We start from the raw sequence: 22,690 nt of genomic DNA, 5'->3' as shown, positions 1-22,690 counted from the left end.
ATGACGAAGGAACAGGCTTTGCCCTGGAGTGCTTTAAGCGTGCTGGTGCTGGGCACTTTTATGGGGGTGCTGGACTCCAGCATTGTTAACGTGGCTTTACCGCACCTCATGGCTCTTTTCAGCGCTACCGAAGACGAAATTCAATGGGTCATGACCATTTACTTGCTGGTGGGCGGCATGGTGATTCCGGCGGCCGGCTTCCTGGGGGATCGCTTCGGCTATAAGAAGGCTTATCTAGGGAGTATCGTGGCCTTTGTGCTGGGATCGGCTCTATGTGGACTTTCCTGGAGCACCACCTCCATGGTCACCGCCAGAGCCATTCAGGCCCTGGGAGGCGGCATGGTGATTCCCCTAAGCATGGCCTATCTTTTTCGCATCTGGCCCCGAGAAAAGATAGGGCTGGCTACCGGCTTGTGGGGCATGACGATGACGGTGGCACCGGCCATCGGCCCCACTTTGGGCGGGTATCTGGTAGACCATGTGTCCTGGCACTGGATCTTTTACATCAACCTGCCCATCGGGGTTTTTACTGTGATGTGGGGGTGGCTGGCCCTGGAGGAAACTCCTTTGCAGGAGGATTTGAAGCTGGACTGGCTGGGGCTTTTGCTGGTGGCCGGTGCTGCTTTCGCTCTGCTTCTGGCCCTGAGCAAGGGGCAGGATTGGGGTTGGACTTCTCCCGGCATCGTTTACTTGGTGGTAGGAGGGCTCTTCGCTACCGCTTTATTCATCCTGTGGGAGTTGAGCGTGCCCAATCCCGTCCTGGACGTGCGCTTGATCCTGAACCCTACTTTCGTGGCTAGCATGGCGGCCAGCAACCTTACCTCCATAGCTTTGTTCGTGGCTATCTTCTTAATCCCGCTTTTTTGCCAGAATGTCCAGGGTTACTCGGCTATGCAGACGGGCTTGATCATGATGCCGGCGGCGCTGGTGACGGCTCTTTTTATGCCCATTGCCGGTAAGGTTTTCGACACCGTGGGAGCGGTGTGGCCCGGCCTGGTGGGCATGGTGGTGGTGGCTCTAGTTACTCATGCGCTTGTCCACCTGACGGCGGATATCCCCACCCACTATCTGCAGATTTTGCTCTGCGTGCGTAACGCCGGTCTGGCGCTGGCCATGATGCCTCTTATGACGGCGGGTATCAATACCATTCCCACGGCGCGCACGGGGCAGGCCACCGCCATTGCTTCGGTAACCCGTCAGGTGGCGGCTTCTTTCGGCATCGCCCTGGTGAGCTACGTTTTGACCAACCGCATGGCTTTCCACGTCGAGCGGCTGGCCGAGCAGGTGAGCCTGCTCAACCCGCTGAGTTATTCCTATTATATTCGCTTCCAAGATGTGCTGGGCGGCTTGGCCCCGGGTGCCACTCCGGCTTTGCTTATGGGGGTGATCCAGAAGCAGGCGATGGTGATGGCTATGGGCGACGCTTTCTGGGTGGCTTTTTGGCTGGTGTTGCTGGCCTTTCCCTTCATACCTTGGCTCACTCCCCGGCGGGTGAAGGAAGAGTTGCGCCGCCAAGAAGAACGCTTGGAGCGGGAAAAGGGTTCGCTGCAACCTTCGTCGAACCCTTAGGTAACTATGGGGCAAAGGGTAGTGATTCTAGGAGCTCCGGTGGATGCGGTCACGCTGGAGGAGGCAGTGGCGCGAGTAGCGGCCTGGCTATCCCAGGGCGGGAGGCACCAGGTGCTCACCCTCAATCCAGAGTACCTCTACCGGGCGCAGCGGGAAAAAGATCTCCTGGAAATAGCGTGGAGGGCCAACCTAGTTACGGCGGACGGGGTGGGCATTCTATGGGCGGCGCGCCAGCTGGGACAGGCTTTGCCGGGAAGGGTGACGGGAGTGGATCTGTTGCTGGCTCTCTGCCAGCGGGCCGCGGTGGAGGGCTGGCGGGTGGCCTTTCTGGGAGGAAAGCCTGGGGTGGCGGAGGAGGCGGCTCGGCGGCTGCGCCGGCGCTTCCCTTCTCTGGACGTGGTGGCGACCTGGCACGGCTACTTCGGCCCGGGGGAGGAGGCGGGGATTGTGGAGCAGGTGCGCCGGCTTCACCCCCAGCTGTTGTTTGTGGGCCTGGGTTCACCGCGGCAGGAGCGGTGGATCGACCGGTACCGCTGGGAACTGGAGGTGCCGGTGCTCATGGGGGTGGGTGGAAGCTTTGATGTGCTGAGTGGGCGCGTCAGGCGAGCTCCTGTTTGGCTCCAAAGGGCGGGGCTGGAGTGGCTCTGGCGCCTGCTGCTGCAGCCCCGTCGGCTAGGGCGGATACTTACTTTGCCGCGCTTCGCCTGGCTGGTTTGGCGCTCGGTAAGAGAGAGAGCGGAGGAGCGAGACGGTGCCTAAGGTGTTGATATCTGGCTATTATGGTTTTGGGAATTGCGGCGACGAGGCCATGCTGCTGGCCATCGTCACTCGCCTCCGCCAGGAACTCCCCGGGGTAGAATTGGTGGTGCTTTCGGCTAGGCCGGAAGAAACGGCGCGCAGTTTCGGTGTGAGGGCCGTTCCCCGGCGGCATCTCCTTTCGGTCTGGCGAGAGTTGGCCCGCACCGATCTCTTGCTCAGCGGTGGCGGCAGCCTTTTCCAGGACATCACCAGCCGGGGGAACGTGTTGTACTACTCGCTGCTGGTTTTCGGTGCCAAATTGCTGGGCAAGAAGGTGTGTCTGTACGGCCAGGGCATCGGACCGCTGAACCGGCTTTTCAGCCGCTGGTTGGTGCGGCAGGCATTGCGCTGGGCCGACCTTGTGACCCTGCGGGACGAGATCTCGGCATCGGAGCTGGCGCGCTTGGGAGTGCGTCGCCCGGTGTATATCTCGGCCGATCCGGTGCTGGCTTTGCTTGAGGAAGGGGATCGGGAACAAGGGGCAAGCTTGTTGCGCCGGGCGGGTTTGGACCCGCAAAGGAGGATTCTGGGGGTCTCTTTACGCCCCTGGCCCGGGGTAGAGGAGGTGCGGGAAGCGGTGGTGGAACTAGCCGAGCAGCTGAGCCAGGAAGACTGGCAGGTGGCGCTGGTTCCTTTTCACCCCGACGACGTCGAGGTGCTGGCTTCCCTGCGCGAGCGAGTCGCGGGAGCAGCTCTCCTACCCGCCGGTCTCTCTTTGCCGGAAGCAGTGGGAGCGCTGTCCCACTTCGCTTGCACGGTTGGCATGCGTTTGCATTTTTTAATCTTCGCCGCTATGGCCGGCGTGCCAGGGGTGGGGCTGAGCTACGATCCCAAGGTGGATCGCTTCATGCAGCAAGTGGGTCTGCCCTCGCTGCCCCTTTCCTCGTTGGCTTCCGCCGATATCCTGCGAGCCGTTAAGGGATTGCTGGCGGAGGAGGCCGAAGTGCGCCGCTGGCTCCGCCAGCGGGTGAACGAACTCTCGCAGCGAGCGGCTTTAGACGCGCGGCTGGTGCGGCGCCTCTTCGCCGACCACAAAGGGGAAGGAGAGTAACACTCCCAGGAGGAGCCAGAAGAAGGTGCTCATGAGGGGGGTTTCAAAAACATTCTCGACGCAGTTATGCAGGAGCACAGCGCTCAAACCTCCCAGGTAAGCTGCGGCCCAAATCCGAAACTCTCCTTGCAGCCGCATGGTAACCTGGTAGGCGGCGCGCCAGGACACGATGATGAGCCAGACCAGGGTGCCCAGTCCGATAAGGCCACCCTCGGCGGCGGTCTTGAGGTAGAAGTTGTCCACGTAGAAGCTGCCGGGAATGGCGCGGGCGGCCACCGCTCCTCCGAAGCGGCCCCAGCCTTCGCCCACCAGGGGATGGTGGCTTACCTTCTCCAGGGCCGCCTGCCAGCGTATGATCCGCCCCCCTCGCTGGCTAGAGATGTAGTAGCTGTAGGAGAAAAGGTAGAGAAGCCGGTCGGCCACGCTGGGTATGGCCAGGGGAGTGGCGATAGCGGCTGCTATGAGGGCCCAGATGAGCGGTGGATAGGCGAGAAAACCCAGGATAGAGAGGCCCAGCACGGCGCTGAACCATGCGCCTCGGGAAAAAGTGAAGATCAGGGCCAGGGCCAGAGCGGCGGTGGCGGCCAGGTAACCCAGGTGAACGTAACGGTGCTTAGCGGTGAGCAGGCCGGCTACTCCCAAGGGGAGAACCAGGCTAAGGAGAGAGCCCAATATGTTGGGGCTTTTAACCAGCGAAAAGGCTCGGGTAAGTATGTCGCTCCTTTCGGCTTGATCGATCCACTCTGGGGGGATGGGAACGTGATTGAAGTATTGCCAAATGCCGTGGCAAGCCAACGCGGTGGTGCACAGCAGGAGGCTCAGCGAAAAGAGTTTTACCTGGCGCTGGTTCTCCAGGAGGTAAAAGCCCACCCAAAACCAGAGAGCGTACTCCAGGTAGATGCGTACGCCGTCGAAGGCGATGCCCAGGTTGGGCGAGCGCACCAGGAAGAGGAAGATGTAAAGGGTGAAAAAGACCAGCAGGGGAAAGCCTATGGGGTTGGGGCGGTAAGCGTCTTTGCCCCGCAGCGTCAACTTGGCGGCTACCAGGGCCAACCCCAGCAGGAGCGCGACCTCTTTCCAGCCGCCAGCAATACTTCCTACTGGCTGGCCGTAGCGGATGTAATAGTCAATAATGGGGTAGGCGGAAAGCACGATCAGGAGGCAATAGGCCCTGGGTTCGCTCCACTGCAGCAGGCGGCTGCCGCTGAGCCAGGGAAACAAAGGAGCTCCTTCTTCCCAGCGCGCGCGCCAGGAAGGTGGAAGAAGTTGCCCCAAGCGGGCAGGAAAAGCGAAGGTGCTTCCGATCCAAAAGGGACGGGCGTTAAGGAAGTGAGCCAAGAAACTATTCTGCCAGGCGCGGCCGAGAAAATTTTGCAACCGGGATAGTCGGCTTCCCTGCCACCAGGAGAGCATGAGGGAGGCCAAGATCATCCTCCTCCTTTAGCGCTTTGGGCTTTAGGTTATGGTATACCTAAATTGTAGTCGGAACCGGGCAAAGAGGCAATTGAAGCTGGATTTCTTAGGGCGAGGTGGACCTTATGGATGTTTTGGGTAAAGTGGCGTTGCTAGTCGGGTTGCTTAATCTTCCTTTCGGTTACTGGCGAGCGACGGTTAAAAAGTTTTCCTGGCAGTGGTTTGCGGCCGTGCATCTTCCGGTTCCGCTGGTGATCCTGCTGCGATTTGGCTCGGGCCTGGGGTGGGAGTGGATCACCTTCCCCTTTTTGGTGGGAGCTTTTTTCCTGGGGCAGTTGGTAGGAGGGTGGCTGCGTAAAACTACCGCTGCGCTTAGCTGGTGGCCCAGTTCGGCTTGCCTGGCCTGGGATTTGGTACGGGTGCTGGCTCGACCGCGGCGACGCTTTTAGTCCAAACCGAGAGGAGCGGAGCGGGGGAAGAGTATGAAAGTCTTGCACGTGATTGGAGGAGGGGAGTTCGGCGGGGCGGAGAAGCATATTCTCACCCTCTTCCGAGCTTTCGACGCCCGCGAGATTAAAATGGAAGTGGTGTGCCTTTTCCCCGCCCCCTTTGCCGAGCTGGCGCGGGAAGCCGGCATGGAAGTTAAAGTGCTACCCATGGCCAGCAAGTTCGATCTGCGGGTGGCCCGGCGCCTACGCCAGATCCTGGAGACTGGGGATTACGACCTCCTGCACACGCATGGGGTGCGGGCCAATTTCCTGGGACGGCTGGCTGCTTGGTCCTGGCCAGGTCCGGTGGTCACTACCGTGCACAGTCGCTTGCTACAAGATTATCCCAGCTGGTGGGATCGGGAGATTAACCTCTTGATCGAGCGGTGCACCCAATCCCGCACCGATCGCTTTATCGCTGTGTCGCGCTTTTTAGCCGAGGACCTCCGGCGCGGGGGGGTGGCTCCCGATAAAATCTCGGTGGTTTATAATGGCATCGAGTTCTCTTCCCTCGCGGGTTCTCCCGGCTGCAACTTCCGCTCCCAATGGAATATCCCTCCCGATGCTCCTCTGGTTGCTACGGTGGGCCGGTTGCACCCGGTGAAGGGGCAGCGCTATTTCCTGGAGGCCGCGGTCGAGGTGCGGCGGAGGTTTCCGGAGGCCCGCTTCGCCGTGATAGGGGCGGGGCCCGAGCAAGAAGAGCTCCTGCGCCTGGCTCATCGCCTGCAGCTGGAAGATCGAGTGGTGTTCACTGGCTTTTTGCCCGAGGTTACCTCCTGCTACCCGGAACTGGATCTGCTGGTGCTGGCCTCTCTGATGGAAGGTTTCGGGTTGGTGGTGCTGGAGGCTCTGGCGCTGGGGGTACCGGTGGTGGCTACCCAGGTGGGGGGGCTGCCAGAAATCGTGCAGGACGGTGAAACGGGGTTATTAGTGCCTCCAGCTGATCCGATTGCCCTGGCTCAGGCCATGATCTGGATGTTGGGTAACCGGGAAGAGGCCCGCGCTATGGCGGCACGGGGGCGGGAGATGGTGCGCGGGCGTTTTTCGGCCGGGAGGATGGCCGCCGATACCTTGGCCGTGTATCGCCGCGCCCTGGGGGAGAGGAGGAAGAAAAGTGCCCAGCCTTGAAGGAGAGGAGATTTTATGCCTGGCGCCGGTGGACTGGCAGCACTTACGTACCCGCATCCAGCAAATTATGGTGCTCCTCGCCCGGCGTAATCGGGTGCTGTACGTTAATCCCCCCGCTACCCTCCTTTCCCCTTTTAAGGACCCATCTTTTTGGTTTAAATGGCGTCCCTGGGGTCGGAGCGAAGAGCTAACCGCTTCTTTGTCGGTTTATCAACCCCCGCTGGTCTTACCCCTGGGGAGCTATTGGGACCCGGTGTCCTGGATTAACCAGAGCTGGCTGGCTATCTGGTTGCGCCGGGAGATGCGCTGTCGCCGCCTCCGTAAGCCCATTATTTTCACCTATCTTCCGGGCACGGCTGAACTCTTACGCTGGTTGCCGCACCGGCTGGTGGTTTACGATTGCGTGGACGAGCACGGCGCTTTCAAGGGCTTGCTTCGCCCCGAGGTGGTTTGGAAGCAGGAGCTCCGGCTGTTGCGCCGGGCCGATCTGGTTTTTGCCACCTCTACCGGCTTGCTGGAACGGCGGCGCCCTTTCTGTCGCCGCATTTTCCTGGTGCCCAACGCCGCTGACACTGAGCTTTTCTCCCGAGCTTTAGATCCTGCTTTGCCGGTGCCACCGGAGCTGGCTTCCTTACCCCGTCCGCGTCTCGTCTTTATAGGGGTGGTGCAGGAGTGGATCGACACCGGTTTCATGGCCGGGATAGCTCGCCTGCGGCCGGAATGGCAGTTGGTGTTAATTGGCCCTGTGCCTCCCGGAGTGGAGTTAGAGGGTCTGGATCAGCTTGGCAATGTGCACTTTTTCGGTTCCAGGGAACACCACTCGCTTCCGGCCTATTTGAAGGGCTGCGATGTTTGCCTCGCTCCTTTCCGGGCGGGGGAGCTCAGCAGCAAGGTCAATCCCCTGAAGCTTTACGAGTACCTGGCTGCTGGTCGGCCGGTGGTGGCGACCCCCTGGATCGACTTGGGAGAGCTCAGCGATCTGGTGGCTGTGGCCCGCACGCCGGAGGAGGCGGTGGTTGCCGTGGAGCGGATACTGGCGGAGGAAAGCCAGGAACGGATGCAGGAGCGGCGACAGCGAGCGGCCATTCACTCCTGGGAGGCCCGTGTGGCCTTTATGGAGGGAAAAATTAAAGCGCTCCTTGAGGAGCGCGAGTAGATCCTCTGGCTAGGATGGCTGAAGCCGCGGGCAAGGCCGTGCTGCTCGGTGAAGGCGGTAGAAAGGCTTGGGGAGTTCGCCCTCAGGAGACCCTGAGGTCACGAGAAGATAATCCTTCAAGAGTTCCTCGCCGCTTTCTTCGATCCCTGGATCGGGTTGTTGGGCACCAAAAAAGCGTTAAAGGCTTCCGGAACTCAACCGGAAGCCTTGGTTTTTCTGGTGGGCGGAGAAGGAATTGAACCTTCGACCTTCTGCGCGTCAAGCAGACGTTCTCCCACTGAACTATCCGCCCCGACAAGGTTAATTATCACACACTCTGGCCTTTCTGTCAAGTTGGCCGAAGCTTGGTCATATGTAAAAGAGCAGGAGTTAAAGAAAGTGGTGGAGTTGTGCGTCCAGCCACCGCCAAGTTGCTGGCAGGGTACCTGCTCGCGCTGGCCTTTGTGCTCATGATCATCCATCCGACCGCGGTGTACCAGGGGGCTGTCAGGGGCTTGGCTCTCTGGTGGGAGGTGGTCTTTCCTTCTCTTCTTCCTTTCTTCATCACTACCGAGCTCCTCCTAGCTCTGGGCGTGGTCCATTTTCTGGGGTCTCTGCTCCAGCCCTTAACTTCCCGGCTCTTTCGCCTGCCCGGGCCAGCGGCCTTTGCGCTAGCAGTGGGATTCACCTCCGGTTATCCTATGGGAGCGCTGACGGCGGCGCGGCTCAAGGACCAAGGTATGCTAACGGCTTCTGAAGCCGCGCGCCTGGCCGCCTTCACTAACAATTCTAGCCCCATTTTTATCCTGGTGGCGGTATCTGTAGGCATCTACCATCTACCTCAGTTGGGTCCTTTTCTGGCATTGATCCACTACGGGAGCAACCTACTGGTGGGCCTGACCCTGTGCGCTTTCACTCCTCGCCCTGCTGGCGACTCCAGGTCCTATTTGCCTTCGGCTCAACTTTCGGTCTCCACCGGGCAGTTACTAGGGGAAGCGGTGCGCCTGGCGGTGCAGAACCTTTTGAGCATAGCTGGATTCATCGCGTTCTTTGGGGTTCTTTGGGAGTTAGCTCGCTTGGAGTTGAGCCGCTGGACCAATTCCCCCCTGGCGCTGGGAGTGGGGGCGGGACTATTGGAGGTGTCGCTGGGCATCCAAGGAGTAGCTGAAACCGACCTCCCCCTGTTTTTAAAAGTCTGGCTCACCGAGCTCTGGCTCTCCTGGGAGGGGCTGAGTGTCATCGTCCAGGTGTGGAGCTTTCTAAGCCGGGCAGGAGTTCCTCTTATACCCTTTCTGGCCGGAAGGCTACTCCAGCTGCTCTACGCTTCCTTGCTTACTTGGTTGGTCTGGCCCTTTTGGGCCCCTTCTTGGTGCCAGGTTACCTCCAACCAGGAGTTCCCGCTTCCGGGCGGAGCCACTGTGTGGCTGCTGGCCGTGGCTCTCTGCCTGGTCAGTTGCGCGTTGCTGGCTTTGGCGGCGCTGCTTTCCTGGCTTTGCACGCGAATACGGCGTTGAACTACTTTAAGTTGCGCAGTTGCGACCGACCTTCCTGGATTTCGCCCAGCACTCGGTTGAGCTGTTCCTCCAGGTGGGCCAGCACATCATCGGCGTACTCGCGGGCCCGCACCTTGATTTCGCGGGAGATCTCCTCCGCTTTGTTGACCACGGTTTCTGCCCGCTCCTTGGCCTGGCGCACAATCTCGCTTTCCTCAGCTCGGCGTGCCACCTCTTCCTGGGCGGCGGCCACGATCCGCTGGGCTTCCTGGCGAGCTTCGGCCAGCATTTTCTCCCGCTCCTCCACCAGCCACTTAGCCTTGCGTAGCTCTTCGGGCAAGATACTGCGTAAGCGATCCAGCAAGTCGAGCACTTTATCCTCATCTACGATGATTTTTCGGGTTAGCGGGATGCGATTGGCGTGCTCCAGCAGTTCTTCCAGTTCGTTAAGCAGGTCTAGAAATTCCAAGTTAAAGTCCTCCCCTACCCTTTAATTTCTCGAAACTTGGCGCGCAGACGGGCTTCCACCGGCGGAGGAACCATGTCCTTGAGGCAGCCCCCGTAATAGGCCACCTCTTTGACCGCACTTGAGCTGATGAAGGAGTAGCGCGCTTCGGTCATAAGGAAAAGGGTTTCTATTTCTGGCGCCAGCTTTTTGTTGGTCAAAGCCATGACGAATTCGTTTTCGAAGTCGGAAATAACTCTGAGTCCTCTGATAACGGCGCAAGCCCCCTTGCGCCGGGCGTACTCTACCGTCAGGCTTTGATACGCGTCTATTTCTACCCGTGGTACATCACGCAACACTTCTCGCAGCATCTCCAGGCGTTCCGCCAGCGTGAAGAGAGCTTGCTTTTGTGGATTTTCGGCAATCGCCACAATTACTTTATCGAAAAGCTGGGTGGAGCGCTGGATTATGTCCAGGTGCCCGTAGGTTATAGGGTCGAAACTACCCGGGTAAATGGCTATGCGCAAGTCGAGTCCTCCTCCAGAGTGTAGAAAGATAAGGCGGTGTCACCGTAGCGTTCTCGCCGCCGCAGCACCAGCTGTTCCACCCGGTCGGGAGGGAGCTCGCGGGCGGAGCTCTCCACGATGACCCAACCATTCCTCTGCACCAGCCCTTCCTGGACCAGTAAGCGTAGCACCTTCGCCTCGTAGCCCCGAGCGTAAGGAGGGTCAAGGAAAATTATGTCGAAGCGCTGCTCGCCTCGAGCTATCCGGGGCAAGAGCCGGAGAACATCGCCCCCGCGCACCTCAGCGCGCTCGCTCAGGCCGCTGCGCTGCAGATTTTCCCGGAGCAAGCGGAGCGCTTGGGGGTCTTTTTCCACCAGAACGGCTCGCTCGGCTCCCCGGCTCAGGGCTTCTATACCGATACCTCCGGTTCCGGCGAAAAGGTCTAGGAAATGCGCTCCGGAGAGGTAGGGGGCTAAAATATTAAAAAGAGCTCCCTTGACCCTCTCCGAGGTGGGTCTGGTCTTTTTCCCTTTGGGGCTGGCCAGGCGACAGCGCTTAGCGGATCCGCCAGTTATTCGCATGGGTACCGCCTCGTTTAAATATTCGGCTTCTTTTTTTCTTAAATTATAGTCGGAAAGAATAGGAGACGTAAATCCTGGCTAGCTATAGGAATTAAGTCCTGCGCTGGATGAGCGAAGAAGGCAGAATCCAGGTTTTTTTGTCAGAGGGAATAGAAAACTATATAAGGCGAAAAAATAGGTAAAGGAACGCCGGGGAGGTAATAAAGTGCTAGATCTGGCTATCGAAGCCCACGACCTGGCTCGAGCGCGAACGGGTAAAGAGATTCCGGGGGTGAAGGTTACCCGGGAAGAGCTTCCTTACGCGCTGGTTACCGTGGTGCGGGTGGAAACAGAGGAAGGAGAACGCGCCATGGAAAAGCCCCGGGGAACCTATATCACGGTGGAGTCGCCTGCCCTGCTAGACAATAACCGGCAGGTGCATCAGGAGCTCATCAAGCTGGTGGGGGAAAAACTTCGCCTTCTGCTTCAGGATCTGCCGGAGACGGCTAGCGCCCTCGTAGTGGGTCTGGGGAACTGGCATGCCACTCCAGACGCGCTGGGCCCCCGCACGGTTGACTACACGCTGGTCACCCGTCACCTCTTTCACTATGTCCCCCAGGAGCTCCAAGGGGGACTGCGTGAGGTTAGCGCTCTGGCCCCGGGAGTGCTGGGAATCACAGGCATCGAAACGGCCGAGATCATCCGCGGGGTGGTGGAGAAAATCCGGCCGGACGTGGTTATCACCGTGGACGCTCTGGCGGCTCGCAGCGTGTCGCGCATAGCTACCAGCATCCAATTGGCCGATACCGGGATCAATCCGGGCTCCGGAATCGGCAGCGACCGTACTGGCATTACTAGGGAGATTATGGGGGTACCCGTAATAGCCGTTGGGGTCCCCACGGTGGTGCACGCTGCTTTCATCGCGCAAGACGCTATGGAAAAACTGTGGGAAGAACTCAAACGCCATCCCCGCTTGCAGGAGGTGTACCGCTGTCTGCATCCGGAAGTGGTACAACGAGTGCTGGATCAACTCCTGGCTCCTTTTGGAGGACGATTGATGGTCACTCCCAAGGAGATAGACACTCTGGTGCAAAATACGGCCCGCATCCTGGCCGGCGGTTTGGCGGTGGCTCTGCATCCGGGGATGAACCCAGAGGACACGGGGATGTATCTATATTAAAACCGCGGGCGGAGAGGCTGCTGCCGAGTTCAACCTTCTCCACCCGCGGGTAAAGGGTACGTTAGCGGGTGGTGCCCAGGACATTGGCCGCCAGGTTGCGCTGGTATTCCAGAATCATCCGGCGGACCATGTGCCCCCCGATGGCCCCGTTCATCCGGGACGGGACGTCACCGAGGTAGCTTCCGGGCGGTAGGTTGATGCCCACTTCACGGGCGATTTCCCACTTCATCTGATCCAGAGCCGCCCGCGCCTCGGGCACCAGCACCCGGTTGGTACGCTGGCCTTGAGCCATTTCTTTTCACCCCCTCCGTGCTTTCTGGTCTTATTGTTCGTAGGCGTTGGAGGAGTCATACGCGGTAAATTTTTAAGCGGCGCCAACCGGTTTGTGGATAAGGCTTAGCCGACCAGATCCTTAAAAGCCGCGAAGCGCTGGGCGAGCTCCTGGCGCAACTCTTTTCCTAGGTTAGAGGACAAATTGGGATCATTTTCTAAAAATTGCTGAGCAGCTTCCCGGGCCACCAGGAGAAGCCGGTGGTCGCGTAGCAGGTCGGCCACTTTAAGTTCGGGTAGCCCCGACTGACGCAAGCCGAAGAACTCTCCCGGACCCCGGAGCCGCAGATCCTCTTCCGCCAGAGCGAAGCCGTCGCGAAGGTTGATGAAGGCCTGGAGACGAGCGCGGGCCTCCGGGTTGACCTTGTCGGCCACCAAAATGCAGTAGGAGGGTTTGGAGCTCCGTCCCACCCGTCCGCGCAGCTGGTGGAGTTGGGCCAACCCAAAGCGGTCGGCGTCGTAAATCACCATTACAGTGGCGTTGGGCACATCCACTCCCACTTCGACTACGGTGGTGCTCACCAGGAACCGGATGGTTCCCTGGCGAAAAGCGGCCATTACCCGCTCTTTTTCTTCCAGCTTCAGCCGCCCGTGCAGCAACCCGATAGCGGCGGAAGGGAAATATTGCCGCAGTTCTTCCGCCAGTTTGCTGGCGGCCTGAGCCGCGAGTTGCTCTGATTCTTCAATTAGGGGGCAGATGAAAAAGGCCTGGTTCCCCTTTTCCGCTTCCTGCCGGATGAAGTGGTAGAGTCGGGGGAGGGTTCCGGGCTTGACCCAGATGGTTTGCACCGCTTGTCTGCCCGGAGGCAGGGTGTCGATAACGCTGAGATCTAGATCGCCGTATAAGGTCAGGGCCAGGGTGCGAGGAATGGGAGTGGCGGTCATGACCAGGACATCGGGAGACTGGCCTTTGCTCCGCAGGGTGGTGCGCTGGCGCACGCCGAAACGATGTTGCTCGTCCACCACCACCAGTCCTAGGCAGTGAAAACGGACTTTTTCCTGAATTAAAGCGTGCGTGCCAATAATCACATCTAGCTCTCCCTGGGCCAGATCCATCAGTAATTGCTGCCGCGCTTCTTTTTTGCGGTTGCCGGTAAGTAAACCCACTTTGATTCCTATTTTTTCTAGCAAAGGATAAAGGTTTAAGTAGTGCTGTTCGGCCAGAACCTCGGTGGGAGCCATAAGCGCGGCCTGCTTGCCGTTTTCCACCGCCTTGACCAAAGCCAGGGCGGCCACCACAGTTTTACCAGCTCCCACATCGCCCTGCAATAGCCGGTGCATAGGGAAGGGAGATTCCATGTCCTGGGTGATTTCTCTCCAGACTCTTTGCTGGGCCGGCGTGAGCTCAAAAGGCAAGTTTTCCATGAACTTTCGCACCAACTCCCCGTCGGGTCGACAGGGCCGGGGTTTTCGCTGCCGGATGACGCGGCGTCGGCGCTGAGCCAGGGCCAGTTGAAGGAGGAAGAGCTCTTCCAGAGCTAGCCGCTCGCGGGCTTGCGCCGCTTGCTCCGGATCCGAGGGGAAATGGACTTCCCGAAGAGCTCGGGAACGGGGGGGGAAGCCTCGCTCCAGGAGGGAGAGGGGTAGGAGCTCGGGGAGTTGGTTGGCGTTTTCTTCTAGAGCGCGGAGGATCACGGTGCGGAGGGAGCGCTGCGAGAGCTTTTCTGTGAGCGGGTAAATGGGAATCCAACGCTCCCCGCCGGCCGGGGTTGGCTCTTCCCCTAAGCTGAAGTCAGCCACCTGGATTTCTACCGTCCCCAGTACCCGTTTCACTTTGCCGGTGACCGTGATCTGAGTGCCTGGCTTTAGCATCCGGGTTAGATAAGTCTGATTAAACCAGACCGCGCAGAAAGTTCCTTCGGGATGCTCCAGCGTGGCTCGCACTAATTTCAACCCGGTGCGGGCGGTGATCTCTTCGGCCAGGAGGACTACCCCTTTGAGGGTGGCGGTGTCGCCTTCAGCTAAGGTGAATAGGGGCCGGTCGCAAGAGCGATTTTCATAGCGCCGGGGCAAGTGGTACAAGAGATCACCTACCGTCTTGATCCCCAGTCGGGCCAGCCAGCGGGCACGCTGGGGGCCTACTCCTTTCAAATACTGCACCGGGCTTTCCCAGATACTAGCCATAGCGTTCCCCCTCTCCTAAAATTTAGCCTACCGGACCCGCCGGTGCAACTCGGAGGCAGGAAAAAGCCAGTTTCCGGCTAAGTTATCCCCTATGGGTGAGTTGTTGGGATACAGTTGGGCGATAGGGCTTTTCTGCCTCTTTTGGAGCGCGGTGGTTTTGGCTTGCGTGCTGGTGCGGCTGGGAGAGGTGAAACGCAGGAATGGCGACGGTAAAGATCAAGGCGAAGTTTAGCCGCGATCTCCAGGAGTTGCTGCGCTGCGTGCCGGGAGAGGGCAGGCAGTTGGTGGCGGAGTGGGAGGAGCCGGCTCAGGAACCGGTTTGGGACACCATAACTCCACCGCTACCGCCAGAGTTGGATCGCTGGTTGTCCCGGCAGGGCTGGCGGCTTTACCGCCACCAGGCGGAAGTTTTGCGCTGTGCGCGCCGAGGGGAGAACGTGGTGCTGGTCACGCCCACCTCTTCTGGCAAGACGCTGGCCTTTAGCTTGCCAGTGCTGGAAAGGCTGCTTCAGGAAAAAGAGGCCACTGCTCTCTTTCTCTACCCGCTGAAGGCGCTGGCTTACGATCAACTGGCCTTCCTTAAGCGGTTGGATAAGGAGTTGGAGGGTGGACTGCATCCCGCCGTTTACGATGGCGACACGCCGGGGCACCAGCGCCGGGGAATAAGATATTCTTCCCGCTTGATCCTCAGCAACCCTCACGCTATGCACTGTTATTTGCGCTTCCACCACCAATGGGCGCGCTTTTGGTCCCATCTTCGTTTCGTGGTGGTGGACGAAGCTCACTGGTACCGGGGGATTTTCGGTGCCCACGTGGCCTATTTCTTCCGCCGCCTGCGCCGGCTGCTCCAACGCTACGGAGCCGATCCCCAGTTTATCCTGGCTTCCGCTACCATGGCCGATCCGGCCCTGCACGCGGCAAGGCTTATTGGTAAGGATTTCCTGGTAGTGGAGGGGGACGGGGCGGCGCGTGGCCGCAAGCGTTACTTGGTCCTTAATACCGCTCTCTGTTCTACCCACTCTCCCTTCGTCCAGGCGGCGCGCTTGCTAACCGCCTGCGTGGAAGAAGGGTGGCAGGTGCTGTGCTTTACCGGTTCGCGCAAGCTGGCGGAACTCATTGCCCTCTGGGCCGGGGGAGAGGCGAAAGGGGTTAGCCCTTACCGGGCCGGCTACCCTGCCGCGGTGCGGCGGGCGATCGAGTCTCGCTTGAAGCGGGGCGAGCTCCGCGGAGTGGTAACCACCAACGCCATGGAGCTCGGCGTGGATCTGGGCGGATTGGACGCGGTGCTGATGGTGGGTTATCCTGGCACAGTGGCCTCTTTCCGCCAGCAGGCCGGCCGGGCAGGGCGCGGCACCCGCGATTCGGTGGTGATGCTGCTGGCCACCGAGGAGCCTTTAAACCAGTATTTCGCCCGTCATCCTCAGCGCCTGTTCTCTGCCCCTCTGGAGCAGGCGGTGATCCCCCGGGATAACCCTCACGTGCTGCTTCAGCATTTGCGTTGCGCGGCCGATGAGCTTCCCTTGGCGCCGGCCGACGCTTCCTGGTTCGGATCCGCCACCGCTCGCTGCCTGGAAGAATTAGAGCAGAAAGGCTTTTTACACCGGACTCGGCGCGGGTACGTGAGCGCGGAGACCGCCCCGCCGGCGCTACAAATATCCCTGGACGCCTTTGCCGAAGGAGGGGTGCGGCTGCTCCACGAAGGGGAAGTGCTGGAAGAAGTGGAGTACCGCCGCGCCTGCCTGGAGCTCTACCCTGGAGCCATTTACTTGCATCAGGGACGGGCTTATCGGGTGCTGCGTCAAGATCTGGATCGGCGCTGCATCTTCTTGGGTCCGGCCCCACTGAACTGCTATACCGAAGCCCGGCGCTTGGTGGATGTTTCTCTGGGGCAGGTGGCTGGGGAACTTCTCCGGGAACGGCTGCTCCTTGCCCACGGGGAGGTGGCGGTGATGGAGAAAGTGCTGGAGTACGTGGAGAGACGCGTGAACGACCGGGGAGAGGGGATCTGCTATCCTCTGCCCCACGCACCGACGGTGCGCTTCGCCACTTCGGGGTTGTGGCTTTCTCTATCCCCGGGTTTGCTGGCGGAAGCCGGTCCGGGCGATCCTGCGGGGGCGCTGCACGCTGTGGAACATCTCTTGATCGCGGCGGCCCCTTGCCTCACCATGGCCGATCGCTGGGATCTCGGTGGTTTGAGCACGCTTTACCATCCCCAAACGGGCAGACCGGGTATTTTCCTCTACGACGCTTTCCCAGGTGGATCAGGCATTTGCGAGCGTCTATTCGCTTCTTTCCCCCAGCTGCTGGAAGTGGCCCTGGAGTTGGTCTCCTCCTGCCGGTGCGAAGATGGCTGTCCCTCCTGCGTGATGTCTCCCAAGTGCGGTAGCGGCAACCGGCCTCTGGACAAAGGGATGGCCTTGCGCTGTCTGCAGCTTTGGCGCTTCTTTTTCAATTAAGTTCTTAAAAACCCGGCGTCTCCGACCCCAATGCCGAAAGTCGAAAGATTGTGCTGGGAAGACTCAATTTCTTCCTGGTTGACTCGATATTTGCCTAAAAGCAAAACTTTGCAGCCGAGAGGGGGTTTAAAGAGCTCCGCCTTTGGGCGGAGCGGAGGTAAGGGATGAAAGGGTTGAAGCTTGGAGTGCTGAGAGGAAGTTTGCGCACCAAAATGACTGTTCTTTTTGGACTCATTGTCTTCCTGGGTTGCCTGGCGCTGGCCTACGCCAGCTGGAAGCAGGCCAGCAAGGCTTTGGAAGCGCAGGCTCTAGAAGCTCTGCACAAGACAGCCAAGCAGGCGGCTCAAACCGTGGACACGCAACTCCAGGCGCAGATGCGCCTCGTCGAGGACATCGCCAACCGCAACATCATCCGCGGGCACTCGGGCGACCGCGCCTCCACGCTGGAGGAGAAGCTGGCGCTTCTGCGGGAAGAGCTGGAGCGCTCGAAGGAACTAGGCTTCAAACGGCTGGCCGTCATTGACAAGGAAGGAAACGCCGTTTACCAGGACGGGAGCCGCGTCTATCTAGGAGATCGGGAATACTTCAAGAAGGCCCTGGCCGGGCAGACCAACGTCAGCACCACCGTGATCAGCAAGGTGGATCAGACGGCGGTCTTGCCCATCGCCGCGCCTATCCGCTCTTACCAGACGGGCGAGATCGCCGGGGTGCTGCTGGCGGCTCTGGACGCGGAGAAGTTTAACGCCTTTGTTTCCTCCATCAATTACGGCCGCACCGGCTACGGGTTCATGCTCGACGGTGCGGGCAAAATTGTAGCCCATAAGGACCGCAAGCTGGTGCTGGAGCAGGCCAACTTCATCGAAAAGGCCAAGACCGACTCCAGCTTGGCTTCCCTGGCGGCGGTGCAATCGCGCATGGCGCGAGGAGAGGAAGGCGTGGGGCTTTATACCTACCAGGGGGAAAAGAAGTATCTGGGCTTCGCCCCCATTAAGACCGCCGGCTGGTCCATAGGGATCAACGTGCCCACCGGGGAGGTGCTGGAGAAGACGGCCGGACTCACCCGCGCCGTGATCTTGCTAAGCGCCCTGGTCATAGGATTGGTCCTGGCCCTGGTGTGGTTCTTCGCGCGCAACATAACCGCGGGCATTGCCGCGACCGCTAAGCATTTGGGACTGCTGGCCGAGGGGGATTTCACAGCTGAAGTTCCCGAAAAGTACCTGCAGGCCCAAGACGAGATAGGCAAGATGGCCCAAGCTTTAAAAACCCTGCAGGCCAAAATGCGTCCCCTTCTTTCCCAGCTCCGAAGCGATGTTCAAACCCTAACCGCGAGCTCGGAAGCTCTGAGCGCCACTTCGGAGGAAATTGCTTCCTCTTCCGGCGAGGTGGCCAAGGCCACCCAGCAGGCGGCTTCCAGTTTGGAGCAGATCAATACCGGGCTCGCTCAGGCCAAGGCCAGTAGTGAGGGAACGGCGCGCCTGGCTCAGGCGGGGAAGCAGGAGCTCGACGAACTCATCGCCTCCATAAGAAAGGTGCGGGAAGCCTTCGGTACGGTAGCCAAGAAGCTAGAATCTCTGAAAAACTCCGTCGGCCAGGCGGGTAACATCCTGGAAGTTATCAACGAGATAGCGGACCAGACCAATTTGCTCGCCTTGAACGCCGCCATCGAAGCGGCGCGGGCCGGAGAGGCGGGACGGGGCTTCGCGGTGGTGGCGGAGGAGGTGCGTAAGCTGGCCGAGCAGTCCAGGGCTTCCTCGGACAAGATAAGGGAACTTTTGCGCCATATCAACGAGGAGACGGGCGCGGTGGTGACCACTTCCGAAGATGTGGGCCGACAGATGGCCAGCCAACTGGAGAACGTGGAGCACACCATTAGTTCCTTTGACGAGATCCTTGGTGCGGTGGGAGGCATGGCTCCCATGATCGAAGCCACCTACCGGGAAGCCGAGGCGATTTCCGCCTCGGCGGAGGAAATATCGGCTTCGGCCGAAGAACTGTCTGCCTCCACCGAAGAAATAGCCGCCGGTGCCCAGCAGGTGCTGGAGGTGGCCAAGAGGGTGGAGGGCCAAGTGGCTCGCTTCAAGGTGTAGCTGGTCCCTTTCTTAGCGGGGGCCGGGAGAGCGTAAAATTCAGCAGGTAACGGAGGAGGCTCATAAGGAGGAGACCTCGCCCCTCGCAGACAACTTTTTGAGCTGGAAAGGAAGAGCAAGGGGGAGCGAGGTCTCATTATTATAGAAGCGAAAACTTTCAATTTACTTCGGTTCAACCTTTGGTGGAGTAGATCCTTCTTTTTGCGGGGGGAAAAATCAGCGAATTGATCACCGATGGCCACGACTTTCACCTACTAACCCTTGACGCGCACTAGAGCCAATTTGAGGTTGACAGCGGGATATACGTATGCTAAATTACGAATAGCTGCCGGGAAGCCCACCCTAAAGGGTGGGGGAGGGTCGCTGACGGCACCCTGAGAGGGGCAAAAAGGTGAAAGAGTGTTTTCCCCTCTTATTTTGCTTTAAAGGGCGGGTGACAGAAGGCTTATGCGGGTAATTATCACGCTGGAGTGCACCGAGTGCAAGCGGCGCAACTACACCACCACCAAGAACAAGCGTAACGATCCTGGCCGCCTGGAGCTCAGGAAGTATTGCCCGTGGTGTCGCGTTCATACCCTGCATCGTGAGACCAAGTAGTCTGGATTTAGGGCGGGAGATAATAAATATGGCCAAACCTGGAAAAAATGAAACTAAAAACTCGCTTCCCGGTAGCGATAAGTTGGTGCCACTCCGACGTCCTAGAGCCAAAGCGGGCAAAGAGAACGATCGCAAAGGAACTCCCCGCGTCGTGCCGGAGAAGGGTAAAGCTGCGGTTAAAACCAAAGCCGCACCTAAGAAGAAGTTCGATTTGCAGGGTAGCATAACTAAGACCCGGGAGTTTCTTCTCAGCGTTTGGCAAGAACTTAAAAAGGTGTACTGGCCCACGCGCAAGCAAGTGCTTGTCTATACTGGCGTGGTGCTAGTGGCGGTGGCTATGGTCACATTGATAATATGGCTAGCCGACTCGGTGTTTAGTCAAATCCTGCGTTTTATCCTTAAGGTGTAGCTTGGAGGAGGTGTGGGGGGCCTTACCCCTGGCGGTGAGCGAGAGGCGCTGGTACGTTATACATACCTATTCGGGGTACGAGAACAAGGTCAAAGCCAATCTGGAAAAGCGAATAGCTTCCATGAACATGGAAGACAAGATATTCAACATCGTAATCCCGGAAGAAGACGAAATTGAAATTAAAGATGGCAAGAAAAAGATCACCAAGCGGCGCATTTTCCCAGGCTACATCTTAGTGGAAATGATTTTGACCGATGAATCCTGGTACGTGGTGCGTAACACCCCAGGTGTGACCGGGTTCGTGGGAGGGGGCAACAAGCCCATCCCTTTGACTGAGGAGGAAGTCGAGGAGATTTTAAAGCGGGCGCGAGGCGAAACGCCGCGCTTCCGCTTGGACGTAGCGCCGGGAGAAAAGGTGCGGGTTATCTCTGGTCCTTTTCAGAATTTTTCCGGGGTAGTGGAGGAAGTCAATGCTGAGAAAGCCAAACTAAGAGTGATGATCTCTATGTTTGGCCGTGAAACTCCTATCGAACTCGATTACGCCCAGGTAGAAAAAATTTAATTTTAAGCTAGTAGGTGGAGGGAAAACCTTTGGCCAAGAAGGTACAGGCAATTGTCAAGCTCCAGATTCCGGCCGGTAAGGCTTCGCCCGCTCCTCCGGTGGGTCCGGCCCTGGGCCAACACGGGGTAAATATTATGGCTTTCGTCAAGGAGTTCAACGACCGGACGGCGGCTCAGGCGGGAACGATAATCCCCGTGGAAATAACCATCTACGAAGACCGCTCTTTCTCGTTTATCTGCAAAACTCCTCCTGCTTCGGTGTTGCTGAAGCAGGCGGCGGGCATAGAGACGGCTTCTAAGGAGCCCGGTAAGATCAAAGTGGCCAAGGTTAAGCGTTCTCAGGTGCGGCAGATAGCGGAATTGAAAATGCCCGATCTCAACGCCAACTCCGTGGAGGCCGCCATGCGTTTGATCGAAGGCACGGCGCGGAGCATGGGCATAGAGATCGTGGAAGACTAAAGCGGCAAGCGGTGGGAGGGGAAGTTTCTCCGCTAATACCACAAGGAGGCGAAGAATGTTGGCCAAACATGGCAAGCGGTATTTGGAAGCCAAGAAGCAAGTAGACCCCAATAAGCTTTACGATCCCCAAGAGGCGCTAGAGTTGGTGAAGCGCCTGGCCACGGCCAAGTTTGAGGAGACGGTGGAGGTGGCGGTGCGGCTGGGAGTGGACCCCCGCCACGCTGATCAGCAGGTTCGAGGGGCCCTGGTGCTGCCGCACGGCACGGGCAAGACGAAGCGGGTGTTGGTCTTTGCCCGAGGCGAGAAGGCCAAGGAGGCGGAAGCGGCCGGGGCCGATTACGTGGGAGCTGAGGATTTAATCGAGCGCATTCAAAAAGGCTGGATGGATTTCGACGTAGCCATAGCCACGCCAGATATTATGGCGGCGGTGGGCCGGATCGGTCGCATCCTGGGTCCCCGAGGGCTTATGCCCAACCCCAAAACGGGCACCGTGACCTTCGATGTGGCTCAGGCGGTGGCCGAGGCGAAGGCCGGAAGGGTGGAGTACCGTACCGATAAAGCAGGGATTGTGCATGTTCCCATCGGCACGGTGAGTTTTACCACCGAGCAATTGCTGGAGAATTTAAAGGCGCTGATCGAAGCTTTGCTCCGGGCCAAGCCCGCGGCGGCCAAAGGGCAATACCTGCGTAGCATCACCGTGTCTTCCACCATGGGGCCGGGGGTGAAGGTGAACCCTCTGCGGGTGTTGGCGGCCTAATTGCCAGCCTACAAGTAAATAGCGAGCCTGAGACCGTTGGTGTTCTTATCGGTTAAGAACTTAAAGGCTTGTAGCCGCCAACCGAGGCCGTTGAGCACAAAGGTATATTTAGCCTTGGCAGAGGCGGGATCTCGGTTGGATTCCGCCTCTTTGTTTGTGTTTTTCCTCGGGAAGGAGGTGAGGTCCGATTGAGGATAACACGGATGCAGAAACAAGAAATGGTGGATGAGCTCCGGGAGCGCTTGCGGAAGGCCGAAGCGGTGTTTGTGGCCGATCACACTGGCATTCCGGTGGCCCAAATCACCGAATTGCGTCGCCGCCTGCGCGCTCAGCAGGGGCAGTTAAAGGTGGCCAAGCACACGCTGGCTCGCATCGCCGCCCAAGAAGTGGGGCTTGAGGAGCTCGTTCCTTTCCTCAAAGGTCCGATTTCCCTGGTTTTCTGTTTCGGCGATCCGGTGGCGACGGCTAAGGTGCTCACCGATTTCAATAAGGAGTTTAAACTGCTGGAGATCAAGGGGGGAGTGCTGGGCCGTAAGCACCTGACTGCCGAGCAGGTCAAGGCCTTATCCGACCTGCCGCCCTACGAGGTGCTGATCGCCAAGGTGGTGGGGGGTATGAAGGGCCCCTTATATGGTTTGGTGGGGGTGCTGAGCGGTCCTATCCGCCAGTTGGTCTACGTGCTGGAAGCGGTGCGGGAAAAACGCGCTACCGCCAGCTAAAGCTAATTAGATTTAAGGAGGTTGCGTAAGCTATGTCCAAAGTGGCAGAAATTATTGAGGCCATCAAAGGTCTCACCGTGGTGGAATTGGCCGATCTGGTAAAAGCCTTAGAAGAAGAGTTCGGGGTTACGGCAGCGGCCCCGGTGGCCGTGGCAGCGGCCCCGGCAGCGGCGGCCCCAGCGGCAGCGGCGGAGGAAGAGAAGACTGAATTCGATGTGATCCTCACTGCGGCCGGGGACAAAAAGATCAACGTCATAAAGGTGGTGCGGGAGGTCACTGGCCTGGGTCTAAAAGAGGCTAAGGATCTAGTGGATAATGCTCCGAAGCCGGTTAAGGAGAAGGTGAGTAAAGAAGAGGCGGAGACCATCAAGAAAAAGCTCGAAGAGGCCGGCGCTAGCGTAGAAGTGAAGTAAGTCCTCGCTTAC

23 protein-coding genes, 1 tRNA gene and 1 other annotated feature are annotated in these 22,690 nt (G+C 59.0%); of the genes, 17 read left to right on the top strand and 7 right to left on the bottom strand.

Going from position 1 to position 22,690, the window contains the following annotated elements; translation table 11 throughout:
• From ACTLLP_RS09140 to csaB, 3 genes are read left to right on the top strand one after another with little or no spacing between them, the layout of a single operon-like run.
• A complete protein-coding gene (locus ACTLLP_RS09140) occupies positions 1 to 1,569 on the top strand; it encodes a DHA2 family efflux MFS transporter permease subunit (RefSeq protein WP_441059160.1) in 1,569 nt (522 codons plus the stop codon).
• A 21-nt stretch (positions 1,570 to 1,590) separates the two neighbouring features.
• On the top strand, positions 1,591 to 2,328 hold the full coding sequence (locus ACTLLP_RS09135; protein ID WP_441059158.1) for a WecB/TagA/CpsF family glycosyltransferase: 738 nt from the start codon (positions 1,591 to 1,593) through the stop codon (positions 2,326 to 2,328).
• On the top strand, positions 2,321 to 3,418 hold the full coding sequence (csaB, locus tag ACTLLP_RS09130) for a polysaccharide pyruvyl transferase CsaB (protein WP_441059156.1): 1,098 nt from the start codon (positions 2,321 to 2,323) through the stop codon (positions 3,416 to 3,418). Before ACTLLP_RS09135 ends, csaB begins: the two co-directional genes overlap by 8 nt.
• Here the strand turns inward: csaB and ACTLLP_RS09125 are convergent.
• The gene (locus ACTLLP_RS09125) at positions 3,362 to 4,849 is read right to left on the bottom strand and encodes an O-antigen ligase family protein (RefSeq protein WP_441059154.1); all 1,488 of its coding nucleotides are present in this window, start codon (positions 4,847 to 4,849) and stop codon (positions 3,362 to 3,364) included. The genes csaB and ACTLLP_RS09125 overlap by 57 nt on opposite strands.
• Before the next feature lie 107 nt (positions 4,850 to 4,956).
• On the opposite strand from ACTLLP_RS09125, the gene ACTLLP_RS09120 reads away from it, so the two are divergent.
• The 3 genes from ACTLLP_RS09120 to ACTLLP_RS09110 are packed head-to-tail and all read left to right on the top strand — an operon-like array spanning position 4,957 to position 7,603.
• Complete coding sequence (locus tag ACTLLP_RS09120; RefSeq protein ID WP_441059152.1) at positions 4,957 to 5,280, top strand: hypothetical protein; 324 nt, start codon at positions 4,957 to 4,959, stop codon at positions 5,278 to 5,280.
• Positions 5,281 to 5,313: 33 nt separating this feature from the next.
• Entirely contained in the window at positions 5,314 to 6,447 is a 1,134-nt protein-coding gene (locus ACTLLP_RS09115; protein ID WP_441059150.1) for a glycosyltransferase, read from the top strand.
• Positions 6,434 to 7,603 (top strand): glycosyltransferase, encoded by a 1,170-nt coding sequence (locus tag ACTLLP_RS09110; protein WP_441059148.1) that lies wholly within the window; start codon positions 6,434 to 6,436, stop codon positions 7,601 to 7,603. Before ACTLLP_RS09115 ends, ACTLLP_RS09110 begins: the two co-directional genes overlap by 14 nt.
• 217 nt (positions 7,604 to 7,820) lie before the next feature.
• On the opposite strand, the gene ACTLLP_RS09105 is transcribed toward ACTLLP_RS09110, so the two are convergent.
• Positions 7,821 to 7,895, bottom strand: a tRNA-Val gene (locus tag ACTLLP_RS09105).
• 97 nt (positions 7,896 to 7,992) lie between these two features.
• Between ACTLLP_RS09105 and ACTLLP_RS09100 the strand changes: the two genes are divergently transcribed.
• Positions 7,993 to 9,096, top strand: a complete 1,104-nt coding sequence (locus ACTLLP_RS09100) for a nucleoside recognition domain-containing protein (protein ID WP_441059146.1) — start codon at positions 7,993 to 7,995, stop codon at positions 9,094 to 9,096.
• A gap of 1 nt (position 9,097) precedes the next feature.
• Here ACTLLP_RS09100 and ACTLLP_RS09095 read toward each other — a convergent pair whose 3' ends face one another.
• From ACTLLP_RS09095 to rsmD, 3 genes are read right to left on the bottom strand one after another with little or no spacing between them, the layout of a single operon-like run.
• Positions 9,098 to 9,544 (bottom strand): ATPase, encoded by a 447-nt coding sequence (locus tag ACTLLP_RS09095; protein ID WP_441059144.1) that lies wholly within the window; start codon positions 9,542 to 9,544, stop codon positions 9,098 to 9,100.
• A gap of 14 nt (positions 9,545 to 9,558) precedes the next feature.
• Complete coding sequence (gene coaD, locus ACTLLP_RS09090) at positions 9,559 to 10,047, bottom strand: pantetheine-phosphate adenylyltransferase (RefSeq protein WP_441059142.1); 489 nt, start codon at positions 10,045 to 10,047, stop codon at positions 9,559 to 9,561.
• Positions 10,038 to 10,607, bottom strand: a complete 570-nt coding sequence (gene rsmD, locus ACTLLP_RS09085; RefSeq protein WP_441059140.1) for a 16S rRNA (guanine(966)-N(2))-methyltransferase RsmD — start codon at positions 10,605 to 10,607, stop codon at positions 10,038 to 10,040. The genes coaD and rsmD overlap by 10 nt, the downstream gene beginning before the upstream one ends.
• Before the next feature lie 205 nt (positions 10,608 to 10,812).
• Here rsmD and gpr point away from each other — a divergent pair, with 205 nt between their 5' ends.
• Positions 10,813 to 11,766, top strand: coding sequence for a GPR endopeptidase (gpr, locus tag ACTLLP_RS09080; RefSeq protein WP_441059138.1), 954 nt, complete (start codon positions 10,813 to 10,815; stop codon positions 11,764 to 11,766).
• A 61-nt stretch (positions 11,767 to 11,827) separates the two neighbouring features.
• On the opposite strand, the gene ACTLLP_RS09075 is transcribed toward gpr, so the two are convergent.
• A complete protein-coding gene (locus ACTLLP_RS09075; RefSeq protein WP_441059136.1) occupies positions 11,828 to 12,058 on the bottom strand; it encodes an alpha/beta-type small acid-soluble spore protein in 231 nt (76 codons plus the stop codon).
• A 104-nt stretch (positions 12,059 to 12,162) separates the two neighbouring features.
• Positions 12,163 to 14,220, bottom strand: a complete 2,058-nt coding sequence (gene recG / locus ACTLLP_RS09070) for an ATP-dependent DNA helicase RecG (protein WP_441059134.1) — start codon at positions 14,218 to 14,220, stop codon at positions 12,163 to 12,165.
• Positions 14,221 to 14,420: 200 nt separating this feature from the next.
• On the opposite strand from recG, the gene ACTLLP_RS09065 reads away from it, so the two are divergent.
• The 9 genes from ACTLLP_RS09065 to rplL all read left to right on the top strand — a co-directional run bounded on the left by ACTLLP_RS09065 (position 14,421) and on the right by rplL (position 22,678).
• Entirely contained in the window at positions 14,421 to 16,676 is a 2,256-nt protein-coding gene (locus tag ACTLLP_RS09065) for a DEAD/DEAH box helicase (RefSeq protein WP_441059131.1), read from the top strand.
• A gap of 164 nt (positions 16,677 to 16,840) precedes the next feature.
• Complete coding sequence (locus tag ACTLLP_RS09060; protein ID WP_441059128.1) at positions 16,841 to 18,763, top strand: methyl-accepting chemotaxis protein; 1,923 nt, start codon at positions 16,841 to 16,843, stop codon at positions 18,761 to 18,763.
• 447 nt (positions 18,764 to 19,210) lie between these two features.
• Complete coding sequence (gene rpmG, locus ACTLLP_RS09055) at positions 19,211 to 19,360, top strand: 50S ribosomal protein L33 (RefSeq protein ID WP_441059125.1); 150 nt, start codon at positions 19,211 to 19,213, stop codon at positions 19,358 to 19,360.
• 28 nt (positions 19,361 to 19,388) lie between these two features.
• Positions 19,389 to 19,769: a preprotein translocase subunit SecE gene (gene secE / locus ACTLLP_RS09050; RefSeq protein WP_441059122.1), complete on the top strand. Its 381-nt coding sequence runs from the start codon at positions 19,389 to 19,391 to the stop codon at positions 19,767 to 19,769.
• A gap of 34 nt (positions 19,770 to 19,803) precedes the next feature.
• Positions 19,804 to 20,331: a transcription termination/antitermination protein NusG gene (nusG, locus tag ACTLLP_RS09045; RefSeq protein WP_441059119.1), complete on the top strand. Its 528-nt coding sequence runs from the start codon at positions 19,804 to 19,806 to the stop codon at positions 20,329 to 20,331.
• Between the two features lie 29 nt (positions 20,332 to 20,360).
• Positions 20,361 to 20,789 (top strand): 50S ribosomal protein L11, encoded by a 429-nt coding sequence (rplK, locus tag ACTLLP_RS09040; protein ID WP_441059116.1) that lies wholly within the window; start codon positions 20,361 to 20,363, stop codon positions 20,787 to 20,789.
• A 55-nt stretch (positions 20,790 to 20,844) separates the two neighbouring features.
• The gene (gene rplA / locus ACTLLP_RS09035) at positions 20,845 to 21,546 is read left to right on the top strand and encodes a 50S ribosomal protein L1 (RefSeq protein WP_441059113.1); all 702 of its coding nucleotides are present in this window, start codon (positions 20,845 to 20,847) and stop codon (positions 21,544 to 21,546) included.
• A gap of 8 nt (positions 21,547 to 21,554) precedes the next feature.
• Positions 21,555 to 21,708: a sequence feature (ribosomal protein L10 leader region), on the top strand.
• Between the two features lie 41 nt (positions 21,709 to 21,749).
• Positions 21,750 to 22,265: a 50S ribosomal protein L10 gene (rplJ, locus tag ACTLLP_RS09030; protein WP_441059110.1), complete on the top strand. Its 516-nt coding sequence runs from the start codon at positions 21,750 to 21,752 to the stop codon at positions 22,263 to 22,265.
• Positions 22,266 to 22,297: 32 nt separating this feature from the next.
• Positions 22,298 to 22,678: a 50S ribosomal protein L7/L12 gene (rplL, locus tag ACTLLP_RS09025; protein WP_441059107.1), complete on the top strand. Its 381-nt coding sequence runs from the start codon at positions 22,298 to 22,300 to the stop codon at positions 22,676 to 22,678.
• The last annotated feature ends 12 nt before the right edge of the window (positions 22,679 to 22,690 follow it).

The sequence above is a fragment of the Desulfothermobacter acidiphilus genome, assembly GCF_052073645.1.
GTDB classification, from domain to species: Bacteria; Bacillota; Desulfotomaculia; order Desulfotomaculales; family Ammonificaceae; genus Desulfothermobacter; species Desulfothermobacter acidiphilus.
This window is presented reverse-complemented; position numbering and strand designations above follow the sequence as displayed.

What these genes read in the sequence shown, in the direction of transcription:
- secE (WP_441059122.1), top strand. Translation starts at nt 19,389, where the DNA reads ATGGCCAAACCTGGAAAAAATGAAACTAAAAACTCGCTTCCCGGTAGC.
- ACTLLP_RS09140 (WP_441059160.1), top strand. Translation starts at nt 1, where the DNA reads ATGACGAAGGAACAGGCTTTGCCCTGGAGTGCTTTAAGCGTGCTGGTG.
- ACTLLP_RS09120 (WP_441059152.1), top strand. Translation starts at nt 4,957, where the DNA reads ATGGATGTTTTGGGTAAAGTGGCGTTGCTAGTCGGGTTGCTTAATCTT.
- ACTLLP_RS09060 (WP_441059128.1), top strand. Translation starts at nt 16,841, where the DNA reads ATGAAAGGGTTGAAGCTTGGAGTGCTGAGAGGAAGTTTGCGCACCAAA.
- recG (WP_441059134.1), bottom strand. Translation starts at nt 14,220, where the DNA reads ATGGCTAGTATCTGGGAAAGCCCGGTGCAGTATTTGAAAGGAGTAGGC.
- rplJ (WP_441059110.1), top strand. Translation starts at nt 21,750, where the DNA reads ATGCAGAAACAAGAAATGGTGGATGAGCTCCGGGAGCGCTTGCGGAAG.
- rplL (WP_441059107.1), top strand. Translation starts at nt 22,298, where the DNA reads ATGTCCAAAGTGGCAGAAATTATTGAGGCCATCAAAGGTCTCACCGTG.
- ACTLLP_RS09075 (WP_441059136.1), bottom strand. Translation starts at nt 12,058, where the DNA reads ATGGCTCAAGGCCAGCGTACCAACCGGGTGCTGGTGCCCGAGGCGCGG.
- rplA (WP_441059113.1), top strand. Translation starts at nt 20,845, where the DNA reads ATGTTGGCCAAACATGGCAAGCGGTATTTGGAAGCCAAGAAGCAAGTA.
- rpmG (WP_441059125.1), top strand. Translation starts at nt 19,211, where the DNA reads ATGCGGGTAATTATCACGCTGGAGTGCACCGAGTGCAAGCGGCGCAAC.
- ACTLLP_RS09065 (WP_441059131.1), top strand. Translation starts at nt 14,421, where the DNA reads ATGGCGACGGTAAAGATCAAGGCGAAGTTTAGCCGCGATCTCCAGGAG.
- ACTLLP_RS09115 (WP_441059150.1), top strand. Translation starts at nt 5,314, where the DNA reads ATGAAAGTCTTGCACGTGATTGGAGGAGGGGAGTTCGGCGGGGCGGAG.
- rsmD (WP_441059140.1), bottom strand. Translation starts at nt 10,607, where the DNA reads ATGCGAATAACTGGCGGATCCGCTAAGCGCTGTCGCCTGGCCAGCCCC.
- ACTLLP_RS09125 (WP_441059154.1), bottom strand. Translation starts at nt 4,849, where the DNA reads ATGATCTTGGCCTCCCTCATGCTCTCCTGGTGGCAGGGAAGCCGACTA.